This window comes from Rhizobium sp. 21-4511-3d (assembly GCF_053522545.1).
Window position 1 is genome coordinate 30,335 of record NZ_JBNWCF010000025.1, and the last position, 18,893, is coordinate 49,227.

Below are 18,893 nucleotides of genomic sequence, written 5' to 3' on the forward strand. Positions count from 1 at the left end.
GGCAGAAAATCATGGTGGGCCCGGAGGGACTCGAACCCCCAACCAAGCGGTTATGAGCCGCCGGCTCTAACCATTGAGCTACAGGCCCTGGCGCAGGCGCCTGCGCTGGCTTCGGGGCAATGGTTCCCCGCAGCGGTTTCGCTCTAGCGTAATTCGGATGCAGCGACAAGACGTTGCCGCAATAGCTTCACAATCAATGGCCAAAGAAGAGAAACGGGGTAGCGACAACCAAGGAGTGAAACATGGCGCTGCAGAATACCAGGAAACTCGCGCTCGGTCTTTTGATCACGGCGGCGGCCGTGCTGCCGGTGACGGCGGCGGCGATTGCCGATGATTCAAAGCCGCGCGAAGCCGTGATCATGGTTTCGGGGGATGGGCAGTCTTCGGTGGCGCCCGACATGGCGATCGTCAATCTCTCCGTCGTCAAGCAGGCGAAGACGGCGCGCGAGGCACTCGACGAGAACAACAAGGCGATGACCGAGGTTCTGGCGGCGCTGAAGAAGGGCGGGATTGCCGAGAAGGACCTGCAGACCGCCGGTTTCTCCGTGCAGCCGCAATATAACTATCCGCAGAGCGCCGACGGCCAGCCGAAGCAGCCGGAGCTGATCGGCTACCAGGTGTCGAATGGAATCACCGTGCGCGTGCGCGATCTTTCCAAGCTCGGCGGCATCATCGACCAGTCGGTGACATTGGGGATCAACCAGGGTGGCGACATCAGCTTCACCAACGACAAGCCGGAAGGCGTCATCGACGAGGCGCGCAAGGATGCGGTCGCCTCGGCGCTGAAGAAGGCGAAGACGCTGACGGAAGCGGCGGGCGTCAAGCTCGGCCGGATCCTCGAAATCAGCGAAAACAGCGCCCGCCCGATGCCGCAGCCGGTCTATCGCGCCGCGATGATGAAGGAGGCTGCCGATGCCTCGGTGCCGGTTCAGGGCGGCGAGAACACCTATAATGTTACGGTCAATGTCACCTTCGCGCTCGAGCAGTAAGCGCTGACATCGGCTTCCGGTGGTAAAAATAGCCGTTGGTATCGTTAAGCGATATCAACGGCTTAACTGTTTCTGGCGGCGGCTTTTTCCAAGGCGTGGGCATAAAAGGCTTTATCACGCGAGTGTTACACTATAAAATCGATCGTGTTATTCGGCCGCGCGAGGGAACCCGAGTTCTGTTTTCCGCATTAATTCCCGGCCGATGAGGAGGAAATGGCTTCATCCCTGCCAAGAGGAGACAGACATGACGAATGCCTTGCCGCCACTTCACAACGGACACGCCCCGTTCACCCTTCAGGAACTCTTCCGTGAGGCTCTTTATGCCTTCGAAGAATGGGATACGGAACTCACAGAACCGATCGTGACCTTCGAAGGGAAGGTCCTGCCGATCAGCATGGTGTTCGAAGCCATGCGCGAATGCGACGACATCGTGCCGATGAATATCGTCGGTGCCGTCACCGAGCGGCTGACCAAGCCCTGGGAAGGCGAGGGTCCTCTCGACCAGATGACCTTCTCGACAGCGGCGCGCGTCATGCGCGTTCTGGTTCGCAAACGGCTTCTCGCCAATGGCGGGACCGATGTCGTGGCCGTCACCGGCCGCGCTGCACCGCGCGAATCGCGCGAATAGCACCCAAATTGCAGGATCGCCGTCAGCTGGCGATCCTGCCCCGCTTCCTGCGGGAACCGCTCAGGCTTCCAGCCGTTGATGACGATAGGAAGGATGGGCATCATGCTGAAATCATTCGTACGGGAAATTCTCGGAACCGAGCCGCACACGGTCTCGACGCCGCGCTGCCTCAGGCCGTTCGGCGGCAAGAAGCGCGTGCTGCTGGTGTTTGCCGATGCCGAAGACGACCGGGCATCGCGCCAGGACGATCTCTTGCGCAAGGCGCATCTGCGGTTCATCGAGGAAGATATCGAGGTCTTCAACATTGCCGGCGGCGGCGTGTTTCCGCTGTTCGACGATCCGCATGATCTGGATGCCGACGAGCTGCGCGACACGCTCGATGGTCCGCAGCCGGGCGAGTTCGGGCTGATCCTGCTCGATCGCGACGGCCGGGTGAAGCTGCGCGCCAGCGAGCCGATGCGGCCCGAGGAGATCATCGGGGCGCTGGCCACCATGCCGCACTAGGCGCTCTCGTCCGGGCAGAGCTATCACTACGATTTCGCTTTACTTTTTTCTGCGCCCTGCGGATGTTCTCTCCTAGTCGTATGAGGAGAGGAGTGCCTGTGATGACCATCGAGGATGATCTGGTTCGCATCGCCGAACAGGAAAAGGTGCTCGCCTTCGACAGCTTCGACTTGACGAGCGCCTGGCAGCTCGGCAAGCTCCTGCAGGAACTTTCGACCGACCGGGGGCTGAAGGTGGCGATCGATGTGTCGCTGCATTCCATGCAGGTCTTCTACGCGGCACTGCCGGGCGCGACGCCCGACAATGTCCAGTGGGTCCGGCGCAAGCGCAACATGGTGTTTCGCTATCTGAAGAGCAGCTATGCCTGCGGGTTGAAGCTGAAATCGGATGGCAAGACGATCGAGGATAACGGGCTTTCGAGCGCCGATTACGCCGCCCATGGCGGCAGCTTCCCGATCAATGTGAAGGGCACGGGCTGCATCGGCGCGGTCACGGTGTCAGGCCTGCCGCAGCGCGACGACCATAATCTCGCGGTCGAGGCGCTGGCGCTGATGCTGGCGAAGGATCTGGATTCGCTGCGGCTCGGATAGGGCATGCGGCCATTCCCGCCGGAGCGGGAATGGTTCTAGTGCTTAGTGCTTAGAGCTTGCCGCCGGCTTCGATGATGCCCTTGGTGATGCTGCCGGTCGCCGGGAAGAGCGGGATCAGGCAGGCCTGCAGGGCGTGGTAGATGTCGCCCTTGCCGGGGAAGAGGCTGTGCGAGGGCACGAGGTCTTCGGTCAGCTCTTCGTGCCACCCGCCGTTCTCGTGGTCGATGAAGCAGCGTTCGATGACGTTCCAGACCTTGCGGTAGCTTTCCTCGTGGAAATCGCTCGGCAGGTGCTCGTTGAGGAAGTGGGCGGCGGCTGCCGCTTCGCAGGCCGGCCACCAGAGCTTGTTGCGCTTGGCGGGCTTGTCGTCCCAATCGAGCGTATAGAAGAAGCCGTCCTTGTCATTGTCCCAGCCGAGCGCCATCGACTGCGAGAACAGGCCCTTGGCGGCATCCGGCAGCCAGTCCAGCTTCTTGCCGCCGAGAACCCAGAGCTGCAGGATGAGGCGGGCCCATTCCAGCGAGTGGCCGGGCGTGGTGCCGGCCGGACGGAACATTTCGTTCGGGTGGTAGTAATTCTTGTCGAGGCTCCAGTCGGCGCCGAAATGCTCGGCGACGCGCCAGCCGACCGAACCCGCCGCGCGGCGAATGACGAGATCGGCGATGCTTTCGGCCTTGGTCAGATATTCGCGGTCGCCGGTCGCCTCGAAGGCGGCCATCAGCGCTTCGGTCAGGTGCATGTTGGAGTTCTGGCCGCGGTAATTGCCGCCATCGAGCGGCTGCCAGTCGGCGGTGAATTCCTCGGCGATGGCGCCGTGCCTGGCCTCCCAGAAGCGGGTGTTCAGGACTTCGGTGATATCGGCAAGCATGCCGTCGGCCAGCGGATGGTCGATGGTCTTGGCCGAGGATGCGGCGAGCAGCACGAAGGCGTGGCCGTAACCCTGCTTGTTGGAATCGACAGGACCGTTATTGTCGAGGGACCAGAAATAGCCGCCGTTCTTGCGGTCGCGGTGGTGGTTCCAGAGATAGTCCATGCCGTGGTCGACGACATCGGCGGCGCCCGGGCGGCCGAGCAGGGTGCCTGCGGCAAAGCAGTGGACGGCGCGGGCGGCGATATGGATGCTGCGCACCTGACCCTCGGCGTCGAGCGGCTTGCCCTGATCATCGAGATCGTAGAAGCCGCCCTTCGGGTTGACCGACTGGTGCTGGAAGAAATCGAAAAGGCCGTTTGCCTGGGCCAAGAGCCAGTTGCGGTGATAGGCGCGGGTCGTCCAGTTTCCGAGACCGCTGCTGCCGTTTGCCGATGCCATGTCGCTCCTCCGATTTCATGCACAAAGCCTTGCGGAACGCCTATATAGAGGTCCGCCGAGTCTGTCACGCCGCCCCGCCTTGTAATCCATTCTTGTGACAGGCATATATTGACATAAAGATATCTTTATGTGATTTCATCACCCTGGTCTTGAACGACGCAAGGAGTCCGCCCGTGTTCGACAATCTTTTCGGTCCCGATGGGGCAAAACGCGACGGCAGTGAAGTGTTCGCAGCGCTTAAGAAAGCCGCTAGCGAGCGCATCCTCGTTCTCGACGGCGCCATGGGCACGCAGATCCAGGGGCTCGGCTATGATGAGGACCAGTTTCGCGGCGACCGGTTCATCGGCTGCGCCTGCCATCAGAAGGGCAATAACGACCTTCTGATCCTCAGCCAGCCCGCCGCGCTGGAAGAGATCCATTATAAATATGCCAAGGCAGGTGCCGATATTCTCGAAACCAACACCTTCTCCTCGACCCGCATCGCGCAGGCCGATTACGAGATGGAAGGCGAGGTTTATGCGCTGAACAAGGAAGGCGCCGAGATCGTGCGTCGCGCGGCACTTCGCGCCGAGCGCGAGGATGGCCGCCGCCGTTTCGTTGCCGGCGCCATCGGCCCGACCAACCGTACGGCTTCGATCTCGCCCGACGTCAACAATCCAGGCTACCGCGCCGTCTCCTTCGACGACCTGCGCATCGCTTACGGCGAGCAGATCGACGGCCTGATCGATGGCGGCGCCGATATCATCCTGATCGAGACGATCTTCGATACGCTGAACGCCAAGGCGGCGATCTTCGCCTGCGAGGAGCGCTTCGAGGCCAAGGGCATTCGCCTGCCGGTGATGATCTCCGGTACGATCACCGACCTCTCGGGCCGCACGCTCTCCGGCCAGACGCCGTCGGCTTTCTGGAACTCGGTACGCCACGCCAATCCGTTCACCATCGGCCTCAACTGCGCGCTCGGCGCCAACGCCATGCGTCCGCATCTGCAGGAGCTTTCGGGCGTTGCCGATACCTTCATCTGCGCCTATCCGAATGCCGGCCTGCCGAACGAATTCGGCCAGTATGACGAAACGCCTGAACTGATGGCGGCGCAGATCGAGGGCTTTGCCCGCGAAGGTCTCGTCAACATCGTCGGCGGCTGCTGCGGCTCGACGCCGGAGCATATCCGCGTCATCGCCGAGACGGTTGCCAAGTACAAGCCGCGCCCGATCCCTGAACATCGTCCGTTCATGTCGCTGTCGGGCCTCGAGCCCTTCGAGCTGACCAAGGACATTCCGTTCGTCAATGTTGGCGAGCGCACCAACGTCACCGGTTCGGCCAAGTTCCGCAAGCTCATCACCAATGCCGACTACACGACGGCGCTGGATGTTGCGCGCGACCAGGTCGAGAACGGCGCGCAGGTCATCGACATCAACATGGACGAGGGCCTGATCGATTCCGAAAAGGCGATGGTCGAGTTCCTGAACCTGATCGCCGCGGAGCCGGATATCGCCCGCGTGCCCGTCATGATCGACTCGTCGAAGTTCCAGATCATCGAATCCGGCCTGAAATGCGTTCAGGGCAAGCCGATCGTCAATTCGATCTCGCTGAAGGAAGGCGAGGAGAATTTCCTGGCGCAGGCGAAGCTCCTGCATCGCTATGGTGCGGCCGTCGTCGTCATGGCGTTCGACGAAACCGGTCAGGCCGACAGCTACGACCGCAAGGTGGAAATCTGCCGCCGCGCCTACAAGCTGCTGACGGAGGAAGCCGGCCTTTCGCCTGAGGACATCATCTTCGATCCGAACATCTTCGCTGTCGCGACAGGTATCGAAGAGCACAACAATTACGGCGTCGATTTCATCGAGGCGACACGGACGATCCGCAAGGAGATGCCGCTCGTCCATATCTCCGGCGGCGTCTCGAATCTCTCCTTCTCGTTCCGCGGCAATGAGCCGGTGCGCGAGGCGATGCATGCCGTGTTCCTCTACCACGCCATCCAGGCGGGGATGGATATGGGCATCGTCAATGCCGGCCAGCTGGCCGTCTACGACCAGATCGATGCGGAGCTGCGCGAAGCCTGCGAAGACGTGGTGCTGAACCGCCGCGCCGATAGCACCGAGCGGCTGCTGGAGGTCGCGGAGCGTTTCCGCGGCGCCGGCGGCAAGGAAGCCAAGGTTCAGGATCTCTCCTGGCGCGAATGGCCGGTCGAGAAGCGCCTCGAGCATGCGCTGGTCAACGGCAATACCGAATATATCGAGGCCGATACCGAAGAAGCACGCCAAAAGGCGGCGCGTCCGCTGCATGTCATCGAGGGTCCGCTGATGGCCGGGATGAATGTCGTCGGCGATCTCTTTGGCTCGGGCAAGATGTTCCTGCCGCAGGTGGTAAAGTCCGCCCGCGTCATGAAGCAGGCCGTCGCCGTTCTGCTTCCCTATATGGAAGAAGAGAAGCGGCTGAACGGCGGCAGCGAGCAGAAATCTGCCGGCAAGATCCTGATGGCGACCGTCAAGGGCGACGTGCACGATATCGGCAAGAACATCGTCGGCGTCGTTCTCGCCTGCAACAATTACGAGATCATCGATCTCGGCGTCATGGTGCCCGCCACCAAGATCCTTGAGACGGCTGTTGCCGAGAAGGTCGATGTCATCGGTCTTTCCGGCCTGATCACGCCGTCGCTCGACGAGATGGTGCATGTGGCGGCCGAGATGGAGCGTCAGGGCTTCGATATCCCGCTCCTGATCGGCGGCGCGACGACCAGCCGCGTGCACACGGCGGTGAAGATCCATCCGGGTTACAGCAAGGGCCAGGCGATCTACGTGACCGACGCCAGCCGCGCCGTGGGTGTGGTCTCGTCGCTGCTGTCGCCCGAGAACAAGGATGGGTACGTCGCCGATATACGCGCCGAATATGCCAAGGTTGCTGCCGCGCATGCGCGCAGCGAGGCCGAGAAGGTGCGCCTGCCGCTCTCGCGTGCCCGCGAAAATGCCCATCAGGTCGATTGGTCTGCCTACAAGCCGACCAGGCCGAGCTTCCTGGGAACCAAGGTTTTCGAGGACTACGATCTCGCCGATATCGCCCGCTATATCGACTGGACGCCGTTCTTCCAGACCTGGGAACTGCGCGGCCGCTATCCGGCCATTCTTGAAGACGAGAAGCAGGGCGAGGCGGCGCGCGCGCTCTGGAACGATGCACAGGCGATGCTGAAGAAGATCATCGACGAGAAGTGGTTCCGCCCGCGCGGCGTGATCGGCTTCTGGCCGGCGAACGCCGTCGGCGACGATATTCGCCTCTTCAAGGATAATGCCCGCAAGGAAGAACTCGCGACCTTCTTCACGCTGCGCCAGCAGCTGTCGAAGCGCGACGGACGCCCGAATGTGGCTCTCTCGGATTTCGTCGCGCCTGAGGCGACCGGCCTCGAGGACTATGTCGGCGGCTTCGTCGTCACCGCCGGTATCGAGGAAGTGGCGATCGCCGAGCGCTTCGAGCGGGCGAACGACGATTACTCGTCGATCCTCGTCAAGGCGCTGGCCGACCGCTTCGCTGAAGCCTTTGCCGAGCGCATGCACGAGCAGGTGCGCCGCGAATATTGGGGCTATGCCAAGGACGAGACGCTCTCGAACGACGAGCTGATCACCGAGCAATATGCCGGTATCCGCCCGGCACCCGGCTATCCGGCGCAGCCCGACCATACCGAGAAGAAGACGCTGTTCGAGCTTCTCGACGCGGAAAACACCGCCGGCGTGAAGCTCACCGAGAGCTATGCGATGTGGCCCGGGTCTTCCGTCTCGGGTCTCTATATCGGCCATCCCGACTCCTACTATTTCGGCGTCGCCAAGGTGGAGCGGGACCAGGTGGAAGATTATGCCGCCCGCAAGGGCATGGAGGTCACCGAAGTCGAGCGCTGGCTCGGACCGGTGCTCAACTATGTGCCGGCCAAGGCGAGCGACGAGATCGAAGACGCAGCCTGATTTCGGGCTGCAATCTTCAGAGATTGAATCAAGAAGGGCGGAAAGTGATTCACTTTCCGCCCTTATCTTTTTGAAATAATGGTAATTTCTCTCTACGTCGTGAGCTCCACCAAGATCGCCGTCGTGTCGTCGCTTTGCTTGAAGCGGGGATAGCGCAGGCCGTCGGGATCGACTTCGCGTTCCAGGCGGCGAAGTTCTTCGATCATCGGGCGCAGTCCTCTGTCGAGCGCCGTGCGGACAAGGCTTGCCGCATCGTAAAGCGCATAGAGGACGACGAGGTCGGCCAGGCCGTCGCTGCAGATGATGGCGTGCGCCCGGGTTTTGACCGGTAGCGGCTCATGGACGAGGTGGTCGGCTGCCTCGGGAACGAGGCCGAGCGTCCAGATGCCGCCGGGCGTGTTCTGGCTCTCGCGATGGCGGCGAAGTGCGGCGAGCGTCTCGGGGTCGGCGAGGGCGCCGCCGCCATTGTTGATGCCGCCGGTGCGGGCGATGTGGTTGCGCGCATGTTCCTGCTCCCTTGCATAGGCGCCGGGTATCGCGGTGTGGAGGCTTGCCGAACCGTCTTCCTGAAGCAGGAAGACGCAGGAGTCGCCAAGACCGTAGAAGGTGAAGGCGTCGTGCGTCGCGTGCACCATCGCAAAGGCCGAGAGCGGCCAGGCGTAGCGGGGGACGTCGGGATGGCTGCCGGTGAAGCTCTTGAGGGCTTCCTCTGATACCGCGCGGGCGATATCCGGAATTGCGGTGTCGCGGGTGATGCTGCGTTGAAACCCGTCTGCGAAACGCGCGGCAATCCAGGCGGCGTCGCTGCCATCAGGATCGACATATTGCCGATCCCCGAGACCGGTCGCGCCGTCGATGACGAAGGCGCAGGCGTCGTTATGACCGAGGCGGTCTTCATTTGCCTTTGCCGGATTGCCCGGATCGGAAACGGCGTCGAGGACGGAAATTCTGGGTGCTGTCGTCATGACCTCAAGCAATAGCCTCAGGCGAGCGGCTCTTCAATGCGATCGGCGCTATTTGCGGGATCTGAGACTGCGTGATCCTATCTGCCTGCCGCCATAGAAAATGCCAAGGATTACGACCGTTCCCTCGGCGACTGTAAATGCGATGCTGACGCGGCGTTTGTAGCCGACTACGCGGAGGCCCTTGCGGATATGGTCTTGCCGGCTGCCGCGTTCCGGAAATGTCGTCAGCTCGATGCAGAAATCACGGATGCCGGAGATGAAATTCCAGGCGGTGGCAGCGCCCGCCTGATCGGCGATATAGTCGTAGAGTTCGCCGAGTTCGCGCTCGGCTTCCCGGTGAAGGACGACCTTATATTCGGCCACCTACTTCTCTTTCGCCAATCTGGCCTTGTGTCTCTGCTCGATGTTGCTCAAGGCGGTGTCGAGCGATACGCCGGGCTCGATGTCGCCTTTGATCTCGTCGAAGCGGGCCGCGACTTCGTCACGAAGCCACTGCTCCCGGCCATCTTCATAGTCTTCCAGCAGGCGCAGGCCGGCGCGAACGACCTCGCTGGCGTTGTTGTAGCGGCCGGATTCAAGCTGCTTCTTGATGAAGCGCTCGTAGTGTTCGCTGAGTGCGATGCTTGCCATTGCTTTCTCCATCGCTTGGTCGGCGATGGATGATAGCAATAGATAACATTGAATAACAGTCTAGCTCGCGCCGATCGTCAGTTCCGCGACGAAATCATAGGCGTCGCCGCGGTAGAGGGAGCGGGTGAATTCGACAGCGCGGCCGGAGGCGAGGTAGGAGATACGCTCGATCGACAGGCCGGCGGCGCCGACGGGGACGCCGAGGAGGTGGGCGTCGGCTTCCTTCATGTTGGTGGCGGAGATGCGCTGGACGGCGCGGGTCGGGCGGACCTGGCGGCGTTCTAGCTCGGCATAGAGCGAGGTGGTGACGACGGACGGGTCGGGCAGGAATTCGCCGGAGACGCTGGCGTTTTCGATGGCGAGCGGCTGGTCGTCGGCGATGCGCAGGCGCGAGAGGCGCGAAACCTTGATCTCGGTGCCTAGCCCGAGGATCATCATTTCGTCGGGCGAGGGTGTGTGGATGCCCTTGTGCAGCCATTCGGAGCGCGAGGTCATGCCGCGCCGGGCCATGTCTTCGGTGAAGGATGTCAGCTGCGACAGGCGCTGCTCGACCTTGGAGACCGGTTTGGCGACGAAGGTGCCGGAGCCGTGACGGCGCACCAGCAGGCCATCGGCGACGAGATCGTCGATCGCCTTTCGGACGGTGACGCGGCTGACGGCGGCGAATTCGGCGATGTCGCGCTCGGGGGGCAGGGCGTCGCCATGGCCGAGCGTGCCCTTGCGTACGGCTTCTTCCAGTGTGCGGCGGAGCTTGACGTAGAGCGGGCCGGTGCCGCCGGCCTGGACGCGTTCGGGCGAGAGGATGGTGGAGAGATCTTCGGTCATGCCGCACCCCGCGTCTCGACGTTCAGGCGCTTGACGGCCAGCTCGACGGCGCCCTGCAGCACGTCACCCTTCGGTTCGGCGAGCAATGCCAGATGGCGCTCGGCAAGCCAGGGGCGATAGGCATTGGCGAGGCCGCCGAGCAGGCAGATCGCCGGGCATCCGGGCCAGATCAGTGCGTCGAGGTTTTCGCCGATCGCAGCCGCGGCATCGCGGACGATGCCGGCGGCCACGTCGTCGCCATTACCGGCATGTTCGAAGACGGCGGGCGCATAGCGCGCAAAATCCTTGGGTTTCGCGACATGGGCGAATTCGACGAGCTTTTCGGGATCGTTTGCGAACTCGGCCATGACCTTGGCCGTGAGGGCGGAGCCTTTGCGCACCTTGTCATATGCGAGCAGCGAGCGTTCCAGCAGGTCGCGGCCGAGGCGCGCGCCGCTTGCCTGGTCGCCGACGATGAAGCCCCAGCCGCCGATGCCGCTGACCTTGCCGTTGCGGCGCGCGTTATAGACGGAGCCGGTTCCAAAGGCGCCGATCACGCCGTCGGAATCGCCGAGCGCGCCCTGCAGCGCGATCAGCGCATCGGTGACGACCTTGCCGTCGGCGAAGGGAAGGGCTTTCTCGATGCGGTTGCCGTAGTCGCCGACATTGGCGCCTGCGACGCCGACGACGGCGGAGACGCTGGAAACGGTTTCAGGCGCCAGTGCGGCGTCGCGCAGCGCCTCTTTCGCGGAGAGAATGATGTTCTCGAGCGACCCTTCGAGATTGGACAGGATATTGGCGGGGCCGGCGGTACCGCGGCCCAGAATCTTGCCGGTCCGGTCCGCGACCGCGGCGCGGCAGCTCGATCCGCCGCCATCAATGCCGATTGCCAGTTCCGTCATCGGACCCCCGGATAACGCTGTTCCCGTCGTTTTTTATTACCATACCAAAAAAATACCATTTACCAAGCAAAATTGGCTCGAAAATTTCATATTTCTATCGTGTTGATTTTAAATAATAAAAATTTTTTATGAAAATTCGGACCGCCAAAAGTTAAATTCGGCTGGACAATTGGTATTTTTTTGGACTTAATTCTGAAAAAGGGAACAGCAAACAGGGGCAAATTTACACCGGCACGAAAATCAGCGGCCGGGACGCTCCTGAAGACGATTGTATCAGGCTTGGGATCGCCTATCGGGCAATCCGCCGCCCCGCAGTCATCAGCTCTTCCCCACGAGAATACCGCGCCCCGCTTTGCGTATTGGGAGGGTGCAGTCCGGCCGGAGGCCTTGCGCCTTTTTCGCCGGTTCGAGCTTAAGGGACCGCCAGCCCTGGCGATCCTCGAAAGGGGGCGTTGGGTGTTTCCTCAGACACGCCGATCGCTTGTTTCAGAACCAAAGAGGCGCCGGATGGCGCTTAAAACAGGAGAGGGAAATGAAAAACACTGCTCTGAAAAGCCTGCTGCTGGCTTCGAGCCTGCTGACATCCGCCGGTTTCGCCTATGGCGCCGATGTGACGCTGACGGTCGAAAGCTGGCGTAACGACGACCTGCAGATCTGGCAGGAAAAGATCATCCCGGCTTTCGAAGCCAAGAACCCGGGCATCAAGATCGTCTTCGCTCCGACCGCCCCGACCGAGTACAACGCTTCGCTCAACGCCAAGCTCGATGCGGGTTCTGCAGGCGACATCATCACCTGCCGTCCGTTCGACGCTTCGCTCGAGCTCTTCAACAAGAAGCAGCTGGCCGATCTGACGAGCCTCCCGGGCATGGAAAACTTCACGCCGGTTGCCAAGGCTGCCTGGTCGACCGACGACGGCAAGTCCACCTTCTGCGTGCCGATGGCCTCCGTCATCCACGGCTTCATCTATAACAAGGATGCCTTCGACAAGCTCGGCATCGCTGTTCCGAAGACGGAAGACGAGTTCTTCGCCGCTCTCGACAAGATCAAGGCTGACGGCACGTTCATCCCGCTCGCTATGGGCACGAAGGATCTCTGGGAAGCCGCAACCATGGGCTACCAGAACATCGGTCCGAACTACTGGAAGGGTGAGGACGGCCGCGCCGCTCTGATCTCCGGCAAGCAGAAGCTGACGGATGCCGACTGGGTCAAGCCTTACGAAGAGCTTGCCAAGTGGAAGCCTTACCTCGGTGACGGTTTCGAAGCCCAGACCTACTCGGACAGCCAGAACCTCTTCACGCTCGGCCGTGCAGCGATCTACCCGGCCGGTTCGTGGGAAATCGCGCTGTTCAACAGCCAGGCTCAGTTCAAGATGGGCGCATTCCCGCCGCCGGTTCCGAAGGCTGGCGACCAGGGCTACATCTCCGACCATCCGGATATCGGCGTCGGCCTGAACGCCAAGAGCGCGCATGCCGAAGAAGCCAAGAAGTTCCTGTCGTGGGTCGCTTCCAGCGAATTCGCCGACATCTACGCGAACTCGCTGCCGGGCTTCTTCAGCCTGAACTCCAACCCGGTCAAGATGAGCGATCCGCTGGCTCAGGAATTCGTTTCCTGGCGGGGCCCGTACAAGTCGACCGTCCGCTCGACCTACCAGATCCTGTCGCGCGGCACCCCGAACCTCGAAAACGAGACCTGGGTTGAATCGGCCAACGTCATCAACGGCACCGACACCCCGGCCGTTGCCGGCGAGAAGCTCCAGAAGGGCCTCGACAGCTGGTACAAGCCGGGCAAGTAACGCGAAAACCCCTCCCCAACCCCTCCCCACAAGGGGGAGGGGCTTTTGCCGCAGCGTGCCTGCGGCAAACGGCAGGGAGGGAAGCATGCCGCGAGTTGTCTTCCCCCTTGTGGGGAAGATGGCCGGCAGGCCAGAAGGGGTCTTTCGTCATGCCCACGGCATGACGTTATAGAGGGCACCTGACCGTCCCCGAGATTCATCTGCGCTGCGCTTCGACGTCAGCCAATAGCAATAAGGCGAGGGCCAATGAGCGAAGCCGCAAACCCTGACATCACTCCGATCAAGCGCCCCGTTCGCTGGCATATTGGCGTCTTTCTCTTTCCGGCATTCGTCGTCTATTCGGCGATCATGATCCTGCCGCTGATCGAAACGCTCAGGCTTTCGTTCTACAATCTGGTCGATGGCCAATCGACCTTTGTCGGGCTCGCCAACTACAAGGTGCTGTTCGGAGACGCGCGCTGGGCGCACGACTTCTGGAACGCGCTGGTCAACAACCTGATTTTCTTCGTCATTCACATGTGCGTGCAGAACCCGATCGGCATTGCGCTGGCAGCACTCCTGTCGACGCCGCGGCTGCGTTTCGTTGCCTTCTACCGCACCGCCATGTTCCTGCCGACGCTGCTCTCCTTCGTCATCGTCGGCTTCATCTGGAAGCTGATCCTGTCGCCGATCTGGGGTGTTGCGCCCTGGCTGATGGGCCTTGTCGGCATGAAGGGGCTGTTTGCGCCCTGGCTCGGCCAGTCCGGTCCGGCGCTGATCGCCGTCTCGCTGATTTCCAACTGGCAGTATATCGGCATCCCGATGATGCTGATCTATGCGGCGCTGCTTTCGATCCCGGAAGAGGTGATCGAGGCTGCCGAATGCGACGGCATTACCGGCTGGGCGCAGTTCTGGAAGATCAAGCTGCCGCTGATCCTGCCGGCGATCGGCATCATCTCGATCCTCACCTTCGTCGGCAATTTCAACGCCTTCGACCTTGTCTACACTGTGCAGGGCGCGCTTGCCGGCCCTGATATGTCGACCGACATCCTGGGCACGCTGCTCTACCGCACCTTCTTCGGCTTCCAGCTGCAGCTCGGCGACCGGTCGATGGGCGCGACGATTGCCACCGTCATGTTCGTCATCATCCTTGCCGGCGTTTCCTTCTATCTCTTCGCCATCCAGCGCCGCATGCGCCGGTACCAGTTCTGAGGAGCGCGACATGTCCAACAAAGCCCGCACTTCTCCCATCCGCACCGGCCTCGTGCATCTGGCGCTCATCGGCTACACGCTGATCGCGATCTTCCCGGTGTTCCTGACGATCATCAACTCGTTCAAGGATCGCAACGCGATCTTCCGCTCGCCACTGCAGGTGCCGACGCCGTCGACCTTCAGCCTTGTCGGCTATCAGACGGTTCTGGGGCAGGGGGACTTCGCGCTCTATTTCCAGAACAGCTTCGTCGTCACCATCGTGTCGATTTTCCTGGTGCTGCTGTTCGGCGCCATGGCCGCCTTTGCGCTCTCTGAATATCGTTTCAAGGGCAATACGCTCGTCGGTCTCTACATGGCGATCGGCATCATGATCCCGATCCGCCTCGGCACGGTGGCGATCCTGCAGGGCATGGTGGCTGCCGGTCTCGTCAATACGCTGACGGCGCTGATCCTCGTCTACACGGCGCAGGGGATACCGCTGGCGATCTTCATTCTCTCGGAATTCATGCGCACGGTCTCCGATGACCTGAAGAATGCCGGGCGCATCGATGGCCTCTCCGAATATGCGATCTTCTTCCGCCTGGTGCTGCCGCTGGTGCGGCCTGCCATGGCGACGGTTGCCGTCTTCACGATGATCCCGATCTGGAACGATCTCTGGTTCCCGCTGATCCTGGCGCCGGCCGAAGCGACGAAGACCGTTACGCTCGGCAGCCAGATCTTCATCGGTCAGTTCGTGACCAACTGGAACGCGGTTCTGGCGGCGCTGTCGCTGGCGATCCTGCCGATCCTCGTTCTCTACGTCATCTTCTCGCGGCAGCTGATCCGCGGCATCACCTCTGGAGCAGTGAAATGAGCAGTTCTCAGAAGCCCGTCCGCGTCCTCGTCGCCGGTCTCGGCAATATGGGCCGTAGCCACGCGCTCGCCTATCACAACAACCCGGGCTACGAGATCGTCGGTCTCGTCAACCGCTCGGCGCCGAAGCTCGATCCGGCTCTCGCAGGCTACAAGATCCATCCGGATTTCTATGCCGCTCTTGCCGAGCTGAAACCCGATCTCTGCGCCGTCTGCACCTATTCGGACAGCCATGCCGATTATGCCGTTGCCGCCTTCGAGGCTGGCTGCGACGTCTTCGTCGAGAAGCCGCTGGCAACGACCGTTGCCGATGCCGAGCGGGTCGTGGCGGCTGCGAAGAAGGCCGGGCGCAAGCTCGTCATCGGCTACATCCTTCGCCATCACCCCTCGTGGATCAAGCTGATCGAGGAAGCGCGCAAGCTCGGCGGCCCCTATGTGTTCCGCATGAACCTCAATCAGCAGTCCAGCGGCCCGACCTGGGAAACGCACAAGTCGCTGATGCAGACGACGCCGCCGATCGTCGATTGCGGCGTTCACTATGTCGACGTCATGTGCCAGATCACCGATGCGAAGCCGGTGGAGGTGCGCGGCATGGGCCTGCGGCTCTCCAACGAGATCGCGCCTGACATGTACAATTACGGCCACCTGCAGGTGATCTTCGAAGACGGTTCCTGCGGCTGGTACGAGGCCGGCTGGGGACCGATGATCTCGGAGACCGCCTTTTTCGTGAAGGATGTGATGTCACCGAACGGGGCGGTGTCGATCGTCATGGATCCGAACGCCAAGTCCGACGATATCGACACGCATACCAAGACCTCGGTCATCCGCCTGCATAGCGCCGAGACCGGTCCCGATGGCAAGTTCATCAAGCCGGATCAGGATATGACGATGGCGGGCGAGCCCGGCCATCAGGAGCTCTGCGACCGCGAGCAGGCCTTCATGCTGAAGGCTATCCGCGAGGATATGGACCTCACCCGCCACATGGGCGACGCCGTGGCGTCGCTGCGCATCTGCCTGGCCGCCGACGAGAGCGCGCGCACCGGCAAGCCCGTCAAGCTGTAAGGAATTCGACTTTGGGATCGCTTCAACTCAAATCCATCCGCAAGACCTACGGCACTCATGAGGTGCTGAAGGGCATCGACCTTGAGGTCAATGACGGCGAATTCGTCATCTTTGTCGGCCCCTCCGGCTGCGGCAAGTCCACCCTGCTGCGCAGCATCGCCGGTCTCGAGGATGTGACCTCGGGCACGGTGATGATCAACGGCCGCGACGAGACACTGACGCCGCCCGCGAAGCGCGGCATCGCCATGGTCTTCCAGTCCTACGCGCTCTATCCGCACCTGACGGTGAAGGACAATATGGGCCTCGGCCTGAAGCAGGCCGGTACGCCGAAGGACGAGATCGAGAAGCGCGTTACCGGCGCTTCGAACATGCTGTCGCTCGCGCCCTATCTCGCCCGCCGTCCGGCCGAGCTTTCGGGCGGCCAGCGCCAGCGCGTCGCGATCGGCCGTGCCATCGTGCGCGAGCCGGAGCTCTTCCTGTTCGACGAGCCGCTGTCGAACCTCGATGCTGCCTTGCGCGTCCAGACCCGTCTCGAGATCGCCAAGCTGCACCGCCAGCTGAAGGCGACGATGATCTACGTCACCCACGACCAGGTCGAGGCGATGACGCTTGCCGACAAGATCGTCGTGCTCAATGCCGGGGCGATCGAGCAGGTCGGTTCGCCGATGGAGCTCTACAACCGCCCGGCCAACACTTTCGTCGCCGGCTTCATCGGCTCGCCGATGATGAACTTCATCGCCGCCGACAAGCTCGGCGACGGCCAGGCGAAGACCGTGGGTATCCGGCCGGAACACCTGACGCTGTCACGCGACAGCGGCACCTGGAAGGCGAAGATCGTCCATGTCGAACATCTCGGCGCCGACACCATCGTCTATCTGGAATCCGACCAGTGCGGCCTGCTGACGGCGCGCCTCTTCGGTGAACATCAGTATGAGCCGGATGAGGTGGTGTTCGCGACGCCTGACAAGGCGCATATGCACCGGTTCGATGGGAATGATCAGGCGATCAGGTAGGGATCGAGTGTAGGAGCCAGCGGGCCCGCAGCACTCATAAATAAAGGGCGGCGTTGCCAACGCAACGCCGCCCTTTCTCGTATCAAGCCTTCTGCGCCAGCCGGTCGGTCAGTTCCTCGATCCCGACTTCCGCCTCGACGCTGTCGCCCTTCGCCATCAGGTAGAGACCAAGCACGAAGGCCAGCGCTGCGATGAACAGCAGGTAGTAGGCGTGCGCCATCGGGTTGACGGGCAGAAGCGAGGCGACGGCGAGCGGGGTGAGGCCGCCGAAGATGGCGTAGGAGACGTTGTAGGAGAAGGAGAGGCCCGTGAAGCGGACACGGGCCGGGAAGGCGCGGACCATCACATAGGGCACGCCGCCGACCATGCCGACCGCAAGGCCCATGATCGCATAGAGCACGAAGAGTACCGTCAGCGAGACGGCCGCATAGGTGTAGAAGGCGAAGGTCGCGGCGGCGAAGAAGATGCTGGAGAAGACGAAGAATTTGCCCGAGCCGGTGCGGTCGATGATGGCGCCGGCGGCTGCCGTGCCGAAGATCAGGAACAGCGTGCCGAAGCTGGTGGCGGCGAGCGACTGCTGGGCGGTGTAGCCGTAGAGCTTCTGCAGGAACGTCGCGGTCATCAGCGTGGTGACGACGATGCCGGCCGACAGGATCCAGGTGAGCAGCATCGAGATGATCACGCCGCGCGGGTAATCGCGCAGCACCGCCTTCAGCGGCAGTTCATGGGCCAGTGACCGGCTTTCCTTCATCTCGGCGAAGATCGGCGTTTCCTGCAGCCAGCGGCGCAGATAGACGGCGATGAGGCCGAAGATGCCGCCGAGGAAGAAGGGGATCCGCCAGGCATAAGCGGCGACATCCTCGGGCGTGAAGACCGAATTGATGATCGTCGCGATGAACGAACCGAGCAGGATGCCGAGCGTCAGACCCGAGCAGAGGAAGCCGCAGGCGAAACCGACGCGGCGGAAGGGGACGTGTTCGGCAACGAATGTCCAGGCGCCCGGCACCTCGCCGCCGATCGCCGCACCCTGCAGGATGCGCATCAGGATCAGCAGAACCGGGGCGGCAATGCCGATCGAGGCATAGGTCGGCATCGCGGCCATGCCGAGCGTCGAGAGCGCCATCAGCAGGATCGAGAAGGCGAAGACCCGCTTGCGGCCGAACTTGTCGCCGAAATGGGCCAGCACGATGCCGCCGATCGGGCGCACCAGATAGCCGGCGGCGAAGATGCCGAAGGTCTGGATCAGCTTCAGCCAGTCGGGCATGTCGGGCGGAAAGAACAGGCCGCCGATAACGGTCGCGAAGAAGACGAAGATGATGAAATCGTAGAATTCCAGCGCGCCGCCCAGGGCCGAAAGACCGAGAGTGCGGAAATCCTGGGAGGTGAGGCGGCGCGGAGCCGCCGGCGATGCCGTGGTGGGGGACATGATGCTGCGCTTCTTTATGGACCGGTAATATGTCGGTCCTTGCGCCATCGGGGCGGGTATTTCAAGGGCAGTGGGGGTGTTTATCGGCCTTGGCCGCGATTGCTGCGGCGCGTGGCGCCCTCATCTCCGGTGCAACGAGTTGCACCTGAAACCTTCGGGCACCTTCTCCCGGGGGGGAGAAGGGTAGCGTGCCGCAGCGTCGATTTACCCTTGTAACTTCCCTTTATCCGCTATCGAGGCTGTAATGCCTATCGCGGTGGCGAGCGAGAGACCGAGGCCCCTCTGGGAC

General features: G+C 62.1%; 17 protein-coding genes and 1 tRNA gene. 10 read left to right on the plus strand and 8 right to left on the minus strand.

Annotated features, from left to right (window positions below; translation table 11 throughout):
• Positions 1–12 precede the first annotated feature (12 nt).
• A tRNA-Ile gene (locus ACQZ5H_RS31730) sits at positions 13–88 on the minus strand.
• Between the two features lie 154 nt (positions 89–242).
• On the opposite strand from ACQZ5H_RS31730, the gene ACQZ5H_RS31735 reads away from it, so the two are divergent.
• The 4 genes from ACQZ5H_RS31735 to ACQZ5H_RS31750 all read left to right on the plus strand — a co-directional run bounded on the left by ACQZ5H_RS31735 (position 243) and on the right by ACQZ5H_RS31750 (position 2,711).
• Positions 243–989 carry an SIMPL domain-containing protein gene (locus ACQZ5H_RS31735; protein WP_449100103.1) on the plus strand — a complete coding sequence of 249 codons (747 nt, stop codon included), beginning with the start codon at positions 243–245 and terminating at the stop codon, positions 987–989.
• Between the two features lie 244 nt (positions 990–1,233).
• On the plus strand, positions 1,234–1,617 hold the full coding sequence (locus tag ACQZ5H_RS31740) for a BRA0787 family protein (protein ID WP_199629219.1): 384 nt from the start codon (positions 1,234–1,236) through the stop codon (positions 1,615–1,617).
• A 102-nt stretch (positions 1,618–1,719) separates the two neighbouring features.
• Complete coding sequence (locus ACQZ5H_RS31745; protein ID WP_112715757.1) at positions 1,720–2,121, plus strand: DUF4174 domain-containing protein; 402 nt, start codon at positions 1,720–1,722, stop codon at positions 2,119–2,121.
• Between the two features lie 101 nt (positions 2,122–2,222).
• Positions 2,223–2,711, plus strand: a complete 489-nt coding sequence (locus ACQZ5H_RS31750) for a heme-degrading domain-containing protein (protein WP_112715580.1) — start codon at positions 2,223–2,225, stop codon at positions 2,709–2,711.
• Positions 2,712–2,760: 49 nt separating this feature from the next.
• Here ACQZ5H_RS31750 and ACQZ5H_RS31755 read toward each other — a convergent pair whose 3' ends face one another.
• Positions 2,761–4,020, minus strand: a complete 1,260-nt coding sequence (locus ACQZ5H_RS31755) for an AGE family epimerase/isomerase (RefSeq protein ID WP_449100104.1) — start codon at positions 4,018–4,020, stop codon at positions 2,761–2,763.
• Between the two features lie 173 nt (positions 4,021–4,193).
• Between ACQZ5H_RS31755 and metH the strand changes: the two genes are divergently transcribed.
• Positions 4,194–7,967, plus strand: coding sequence for a methionine synthase (gene metH / locus ACQZ5H_RS31760; protein ID WP_449100105.1), 3,774 nt, complete (start codon positions 4,194–4,196; stop codon positions 7,965–7,967).
• A 92-nt stretch (positions 7,968–8,059) separates the two neighbouring features.
• Here metH and ACQZ5H_RS31765 read toward each other — a convergent pair whose 3' ends face one another.
• Genes ACQZ5H_RS31765 through ACQZ5H_RS31785 form a run of 5 tightly spaced genes read right to left on the minus strand, consistent with a single transcriptional unit; the run spans position 8,060 to position 11,268 of the window.
• Positions 8,060–8,932: a hypothetical protein gene (locus ACQZ5H_RS31765; RefSeq protein ID WP_449100106.1), complete on the minus strand. Its 873-nt coding sequence runs from the start codon at positions 8,930–8,932 to the stop codon at positions 8,060–8,062.
• A 48-nt stretch (positions 8,933–8,980) separates the two neighbouring features.
• Positions 8,981–9,295 carry a type II toxin-antitoxin system RelE/ParE family toxin gene (locus ACQZ5H_RS31770; RefSeq protein WP_449100107.1) on the minus strand — a complete coding sequence of 105 codons (315 nt, stop codon included), beginning with the start codon at positions 9,293–9,295 and terminating at the stop codon, positions 8,981–8,983.
• Complete coding sequence (locus ACQZ5H_RS31775; protein WP_449100108.1) at positions 9,296–9,562, minus strand: type II toxin-antitoxin system ParD family antitoxin; 267 nt, start codon at positions 9,560–9,562, stop codon at positions 9,296–9,298.
• A 60-nt stretch (positions 9,563–9,622) separates the two neighbouring features.
• Positions 9,623–10,387 (minus strand): GntR family transcriptional regulator, encoded by a 765-nt coding sequence (locus ACQZ5H_RS31780; protein ID WP_449100109.1) that lies wholly within the window; start codon positions 10,385–10,387, stop codon positions 9,623–9,625.
• The gene (locus ACQZ5H_RS31785) at positions 10,384–11,268 is read right to left on the minus strand and encodes a BadF/BadG/BcrA/BcrD ATPase family protein (protein ID WP_449100110.1); all 885 of its coding nucleotides are present in this window, start codon (positions 11,266–11,268) and stop codon (positions 10,384–10,386) included. Before ACQZ5H_RS31785 ends, ACQZ5H_RS31780 begins: the two co-directional genes overlap by 4 nt.
• A 532-nt stretch (positions 11,269–11,800) precedes the next feature.
• On the opposite strand from ACQZ5H_RS31785, the gene ACQZ5H_RS31790 reads away from it, so the two are divergent.
• The 5 genes from ACQZ5H_RS31790 to ACQZ5H_RS31810 all read left to right on the plus strand — a co-directional run bounded on the left by ACQZ5H_RS31790 (position 11,801) and on the right by ACQZ5H_RS31810 (position 17,178).
• Complete coding sequence (locus tag ACQZ5H_RS31790) at positions 11,801–13,060, plus strand: ABC transporter substrate-binding protein (protein ID WP_449100111.1); 1,260 nt, start codon at positions 11,801–11,803, stop codon at positions 13,058–13,060.
• 246 nt (positions 13,061–13,306) lie between these two features.
• Positions 13,307–14,251 carry a carbohydrate ABC transporter permease gene (locus ACQZ5H_RS31795; RefSeq protein WP_112715566.1) on the plus strand — a complete coding sequence of 315 codons (945 nt, stop codon included), beginning with the start codon at positions 13,307–13,309 and terminating at the stop codon, positions 14,249–14,251.
• Positions 14,252–14,261: 10 nt separating this feature from the next.
• Positions 14,262–15,104, plus strand: coding sequence for a carbohydrate ABC transporter permease (locus ACQZ5H_RS31800; RefSeq protein WP_130277960.1), 843 nt, complete (start codon positions 14,262–14,264; stop codon positions 15,102–15,104).
• On the plus strand, positions 15,101–16,165 hold the full coding sequence (locus tag ACQZ5H_RS31805) for a Gfo/Idh/MocA family protein (protein ID WP_112715562.1): 1,065 nt from the start codon (positions 15,101–15,103) through the stop codon (positions 16,163–16,165). The genes ACQZ5H_RS31800 and ACQZ5H_RS31805 overlap by 4 nt, the downstream gene beginning before the upstream one ends.
• Before the next feature lie 11 nt (positions 16,166–16,176).
• Entirely contained in the window at positions 16,177–17,178 is a 1,002-nt protein-coding gene (locus ACQZ5H_RS31810) for an ABC transporter ATP-binding protein (RefSeq protein ID WP_449100112.1), read from the plus strand.
• Between the two features lie 82 nt (positions 17,179–17,260).
• Here ACQZ5H_RS31810 and ACQZ5H_RS31815 read toward each other — a convergent pair whose 3' ends face one another.
• Positions 17,261–18,604, minus strand: a complete 1,344-nt coding sequence (locus ACQZ5H_RS31815) for an MFS transporter (RefSeq protein WP_449100113.1) — start codon at positions 18,602–18,604, stop codon at positions 17,261–17,263.
• Positions 18,605–18,893 lie beyond the last annotated feature (289 nt).

Excerpts from the sequence above, each read along its gene's own strand:
- ACQZ5H_RS31735 (WP_449100103.1), top strand. The coding sequence starts at position 243 with ATGGCGCTGCAGAATACCAGGAAACTCGCGCTCGGTCTTTTGATCACG.
- ACQZ5H_RS31740 (WP_199629219.1), top strand. The coding sequence starts at position 1,234 with ATGACGAATGCCTTGCCGCCACTTCACAACGGACACGCCCCGTTCACC.
- ACQZ5H_RS31745 (WP_112715757.1), top strand. The coding sequence starts at position 1,720 with ATGCTGAAATCATTCGTACGGGAAATTCTCGGAACCGAGCCGCACACG.
- ACQZ5H_RS31750 (WP_112715580.1), top strand. The coding sequence starts at position 2,223 with ATGACCATCGAGGATGATCTGGTTCGCATCGCCGAACAGGAAAAGGTG.
- ACQZ5H_RS31755 (WP_449100104.1), bottom strand. The coding sequence starts at position 4,020 with ATGGCATCGGCAAACGGCAGCAGCGGTCTCGGAAACTGGACGACCCGC.
- ACQZ5H_RS31765 (WP_449100106.1), bottom strand. The coding sequence starts at position 8,932 with ATGACGACAGCACCCAGAATTTCCGTCCTCGACGCCGTTTCCGATCCG.
- ACQZ5H_RS31775 (WP_449100108.1), bottom strand. The coding sequence starts at position 9,562 with ATGGCAAGCATCGCACTCAGCGAACACTACGAGCGCTTCATCAAGAAG.
- ACQZ5H_RS31780 (WP_449100109.1), bottom strand. The coding sequence starts at position 10,387 with ATGACCGAAGATCTCTCCACCATCCTCTCGCCCGAACGCGTCCAGGCC.
- ACQZ5H_RS31785 (WP_449100110.1), bottom strand. The coding sequence starts at position 11,268 with ATGACGGAACTGGCAATCGGCATTGATGGCGGCGGATCGAGCTGCCGC.
- ACQZ5H_RS31790 (WP_449100111.1), top strand. The coding sequence starts at position 11,801 with ATGAAAAACACTGCTCTGAAAAGCCTGCTGCTGGCTTCGAGCCTGCTG.
- ACQZ5H_RS31795 (WP_112715566.1), top strand. The coding sequence starts at position 13,307 with ATGAGCGAAGCCGCAAACCCTGACATCACTCCGATCAAGCGCCCCGTT.
- ACQZ5H_RS31800 (WP_130277960.1), top strand. The coding sequence starts at position 14,262 with ATGTCCAACAAAGCCCGCACTTCTCCCATCCGCACCGGCCTCGTGCAT.
- ACQZ5H_RS31805 (WP_112715562.1), top strand. The coding sequence starts at position 15,101 with ATGAGCAGTTCTCAGAAGCCCGTCCGCGTCCTCGTCGCCGGTCTCGGC.
- ACQZ5H_RS31815 (WP_449100113.1), bottom strand. The coding sequence starts at position 18,604 with ATGTCCCCCACCACGGCATCGCCGGCGGCTCCGCGCCGCCTCACCTCC.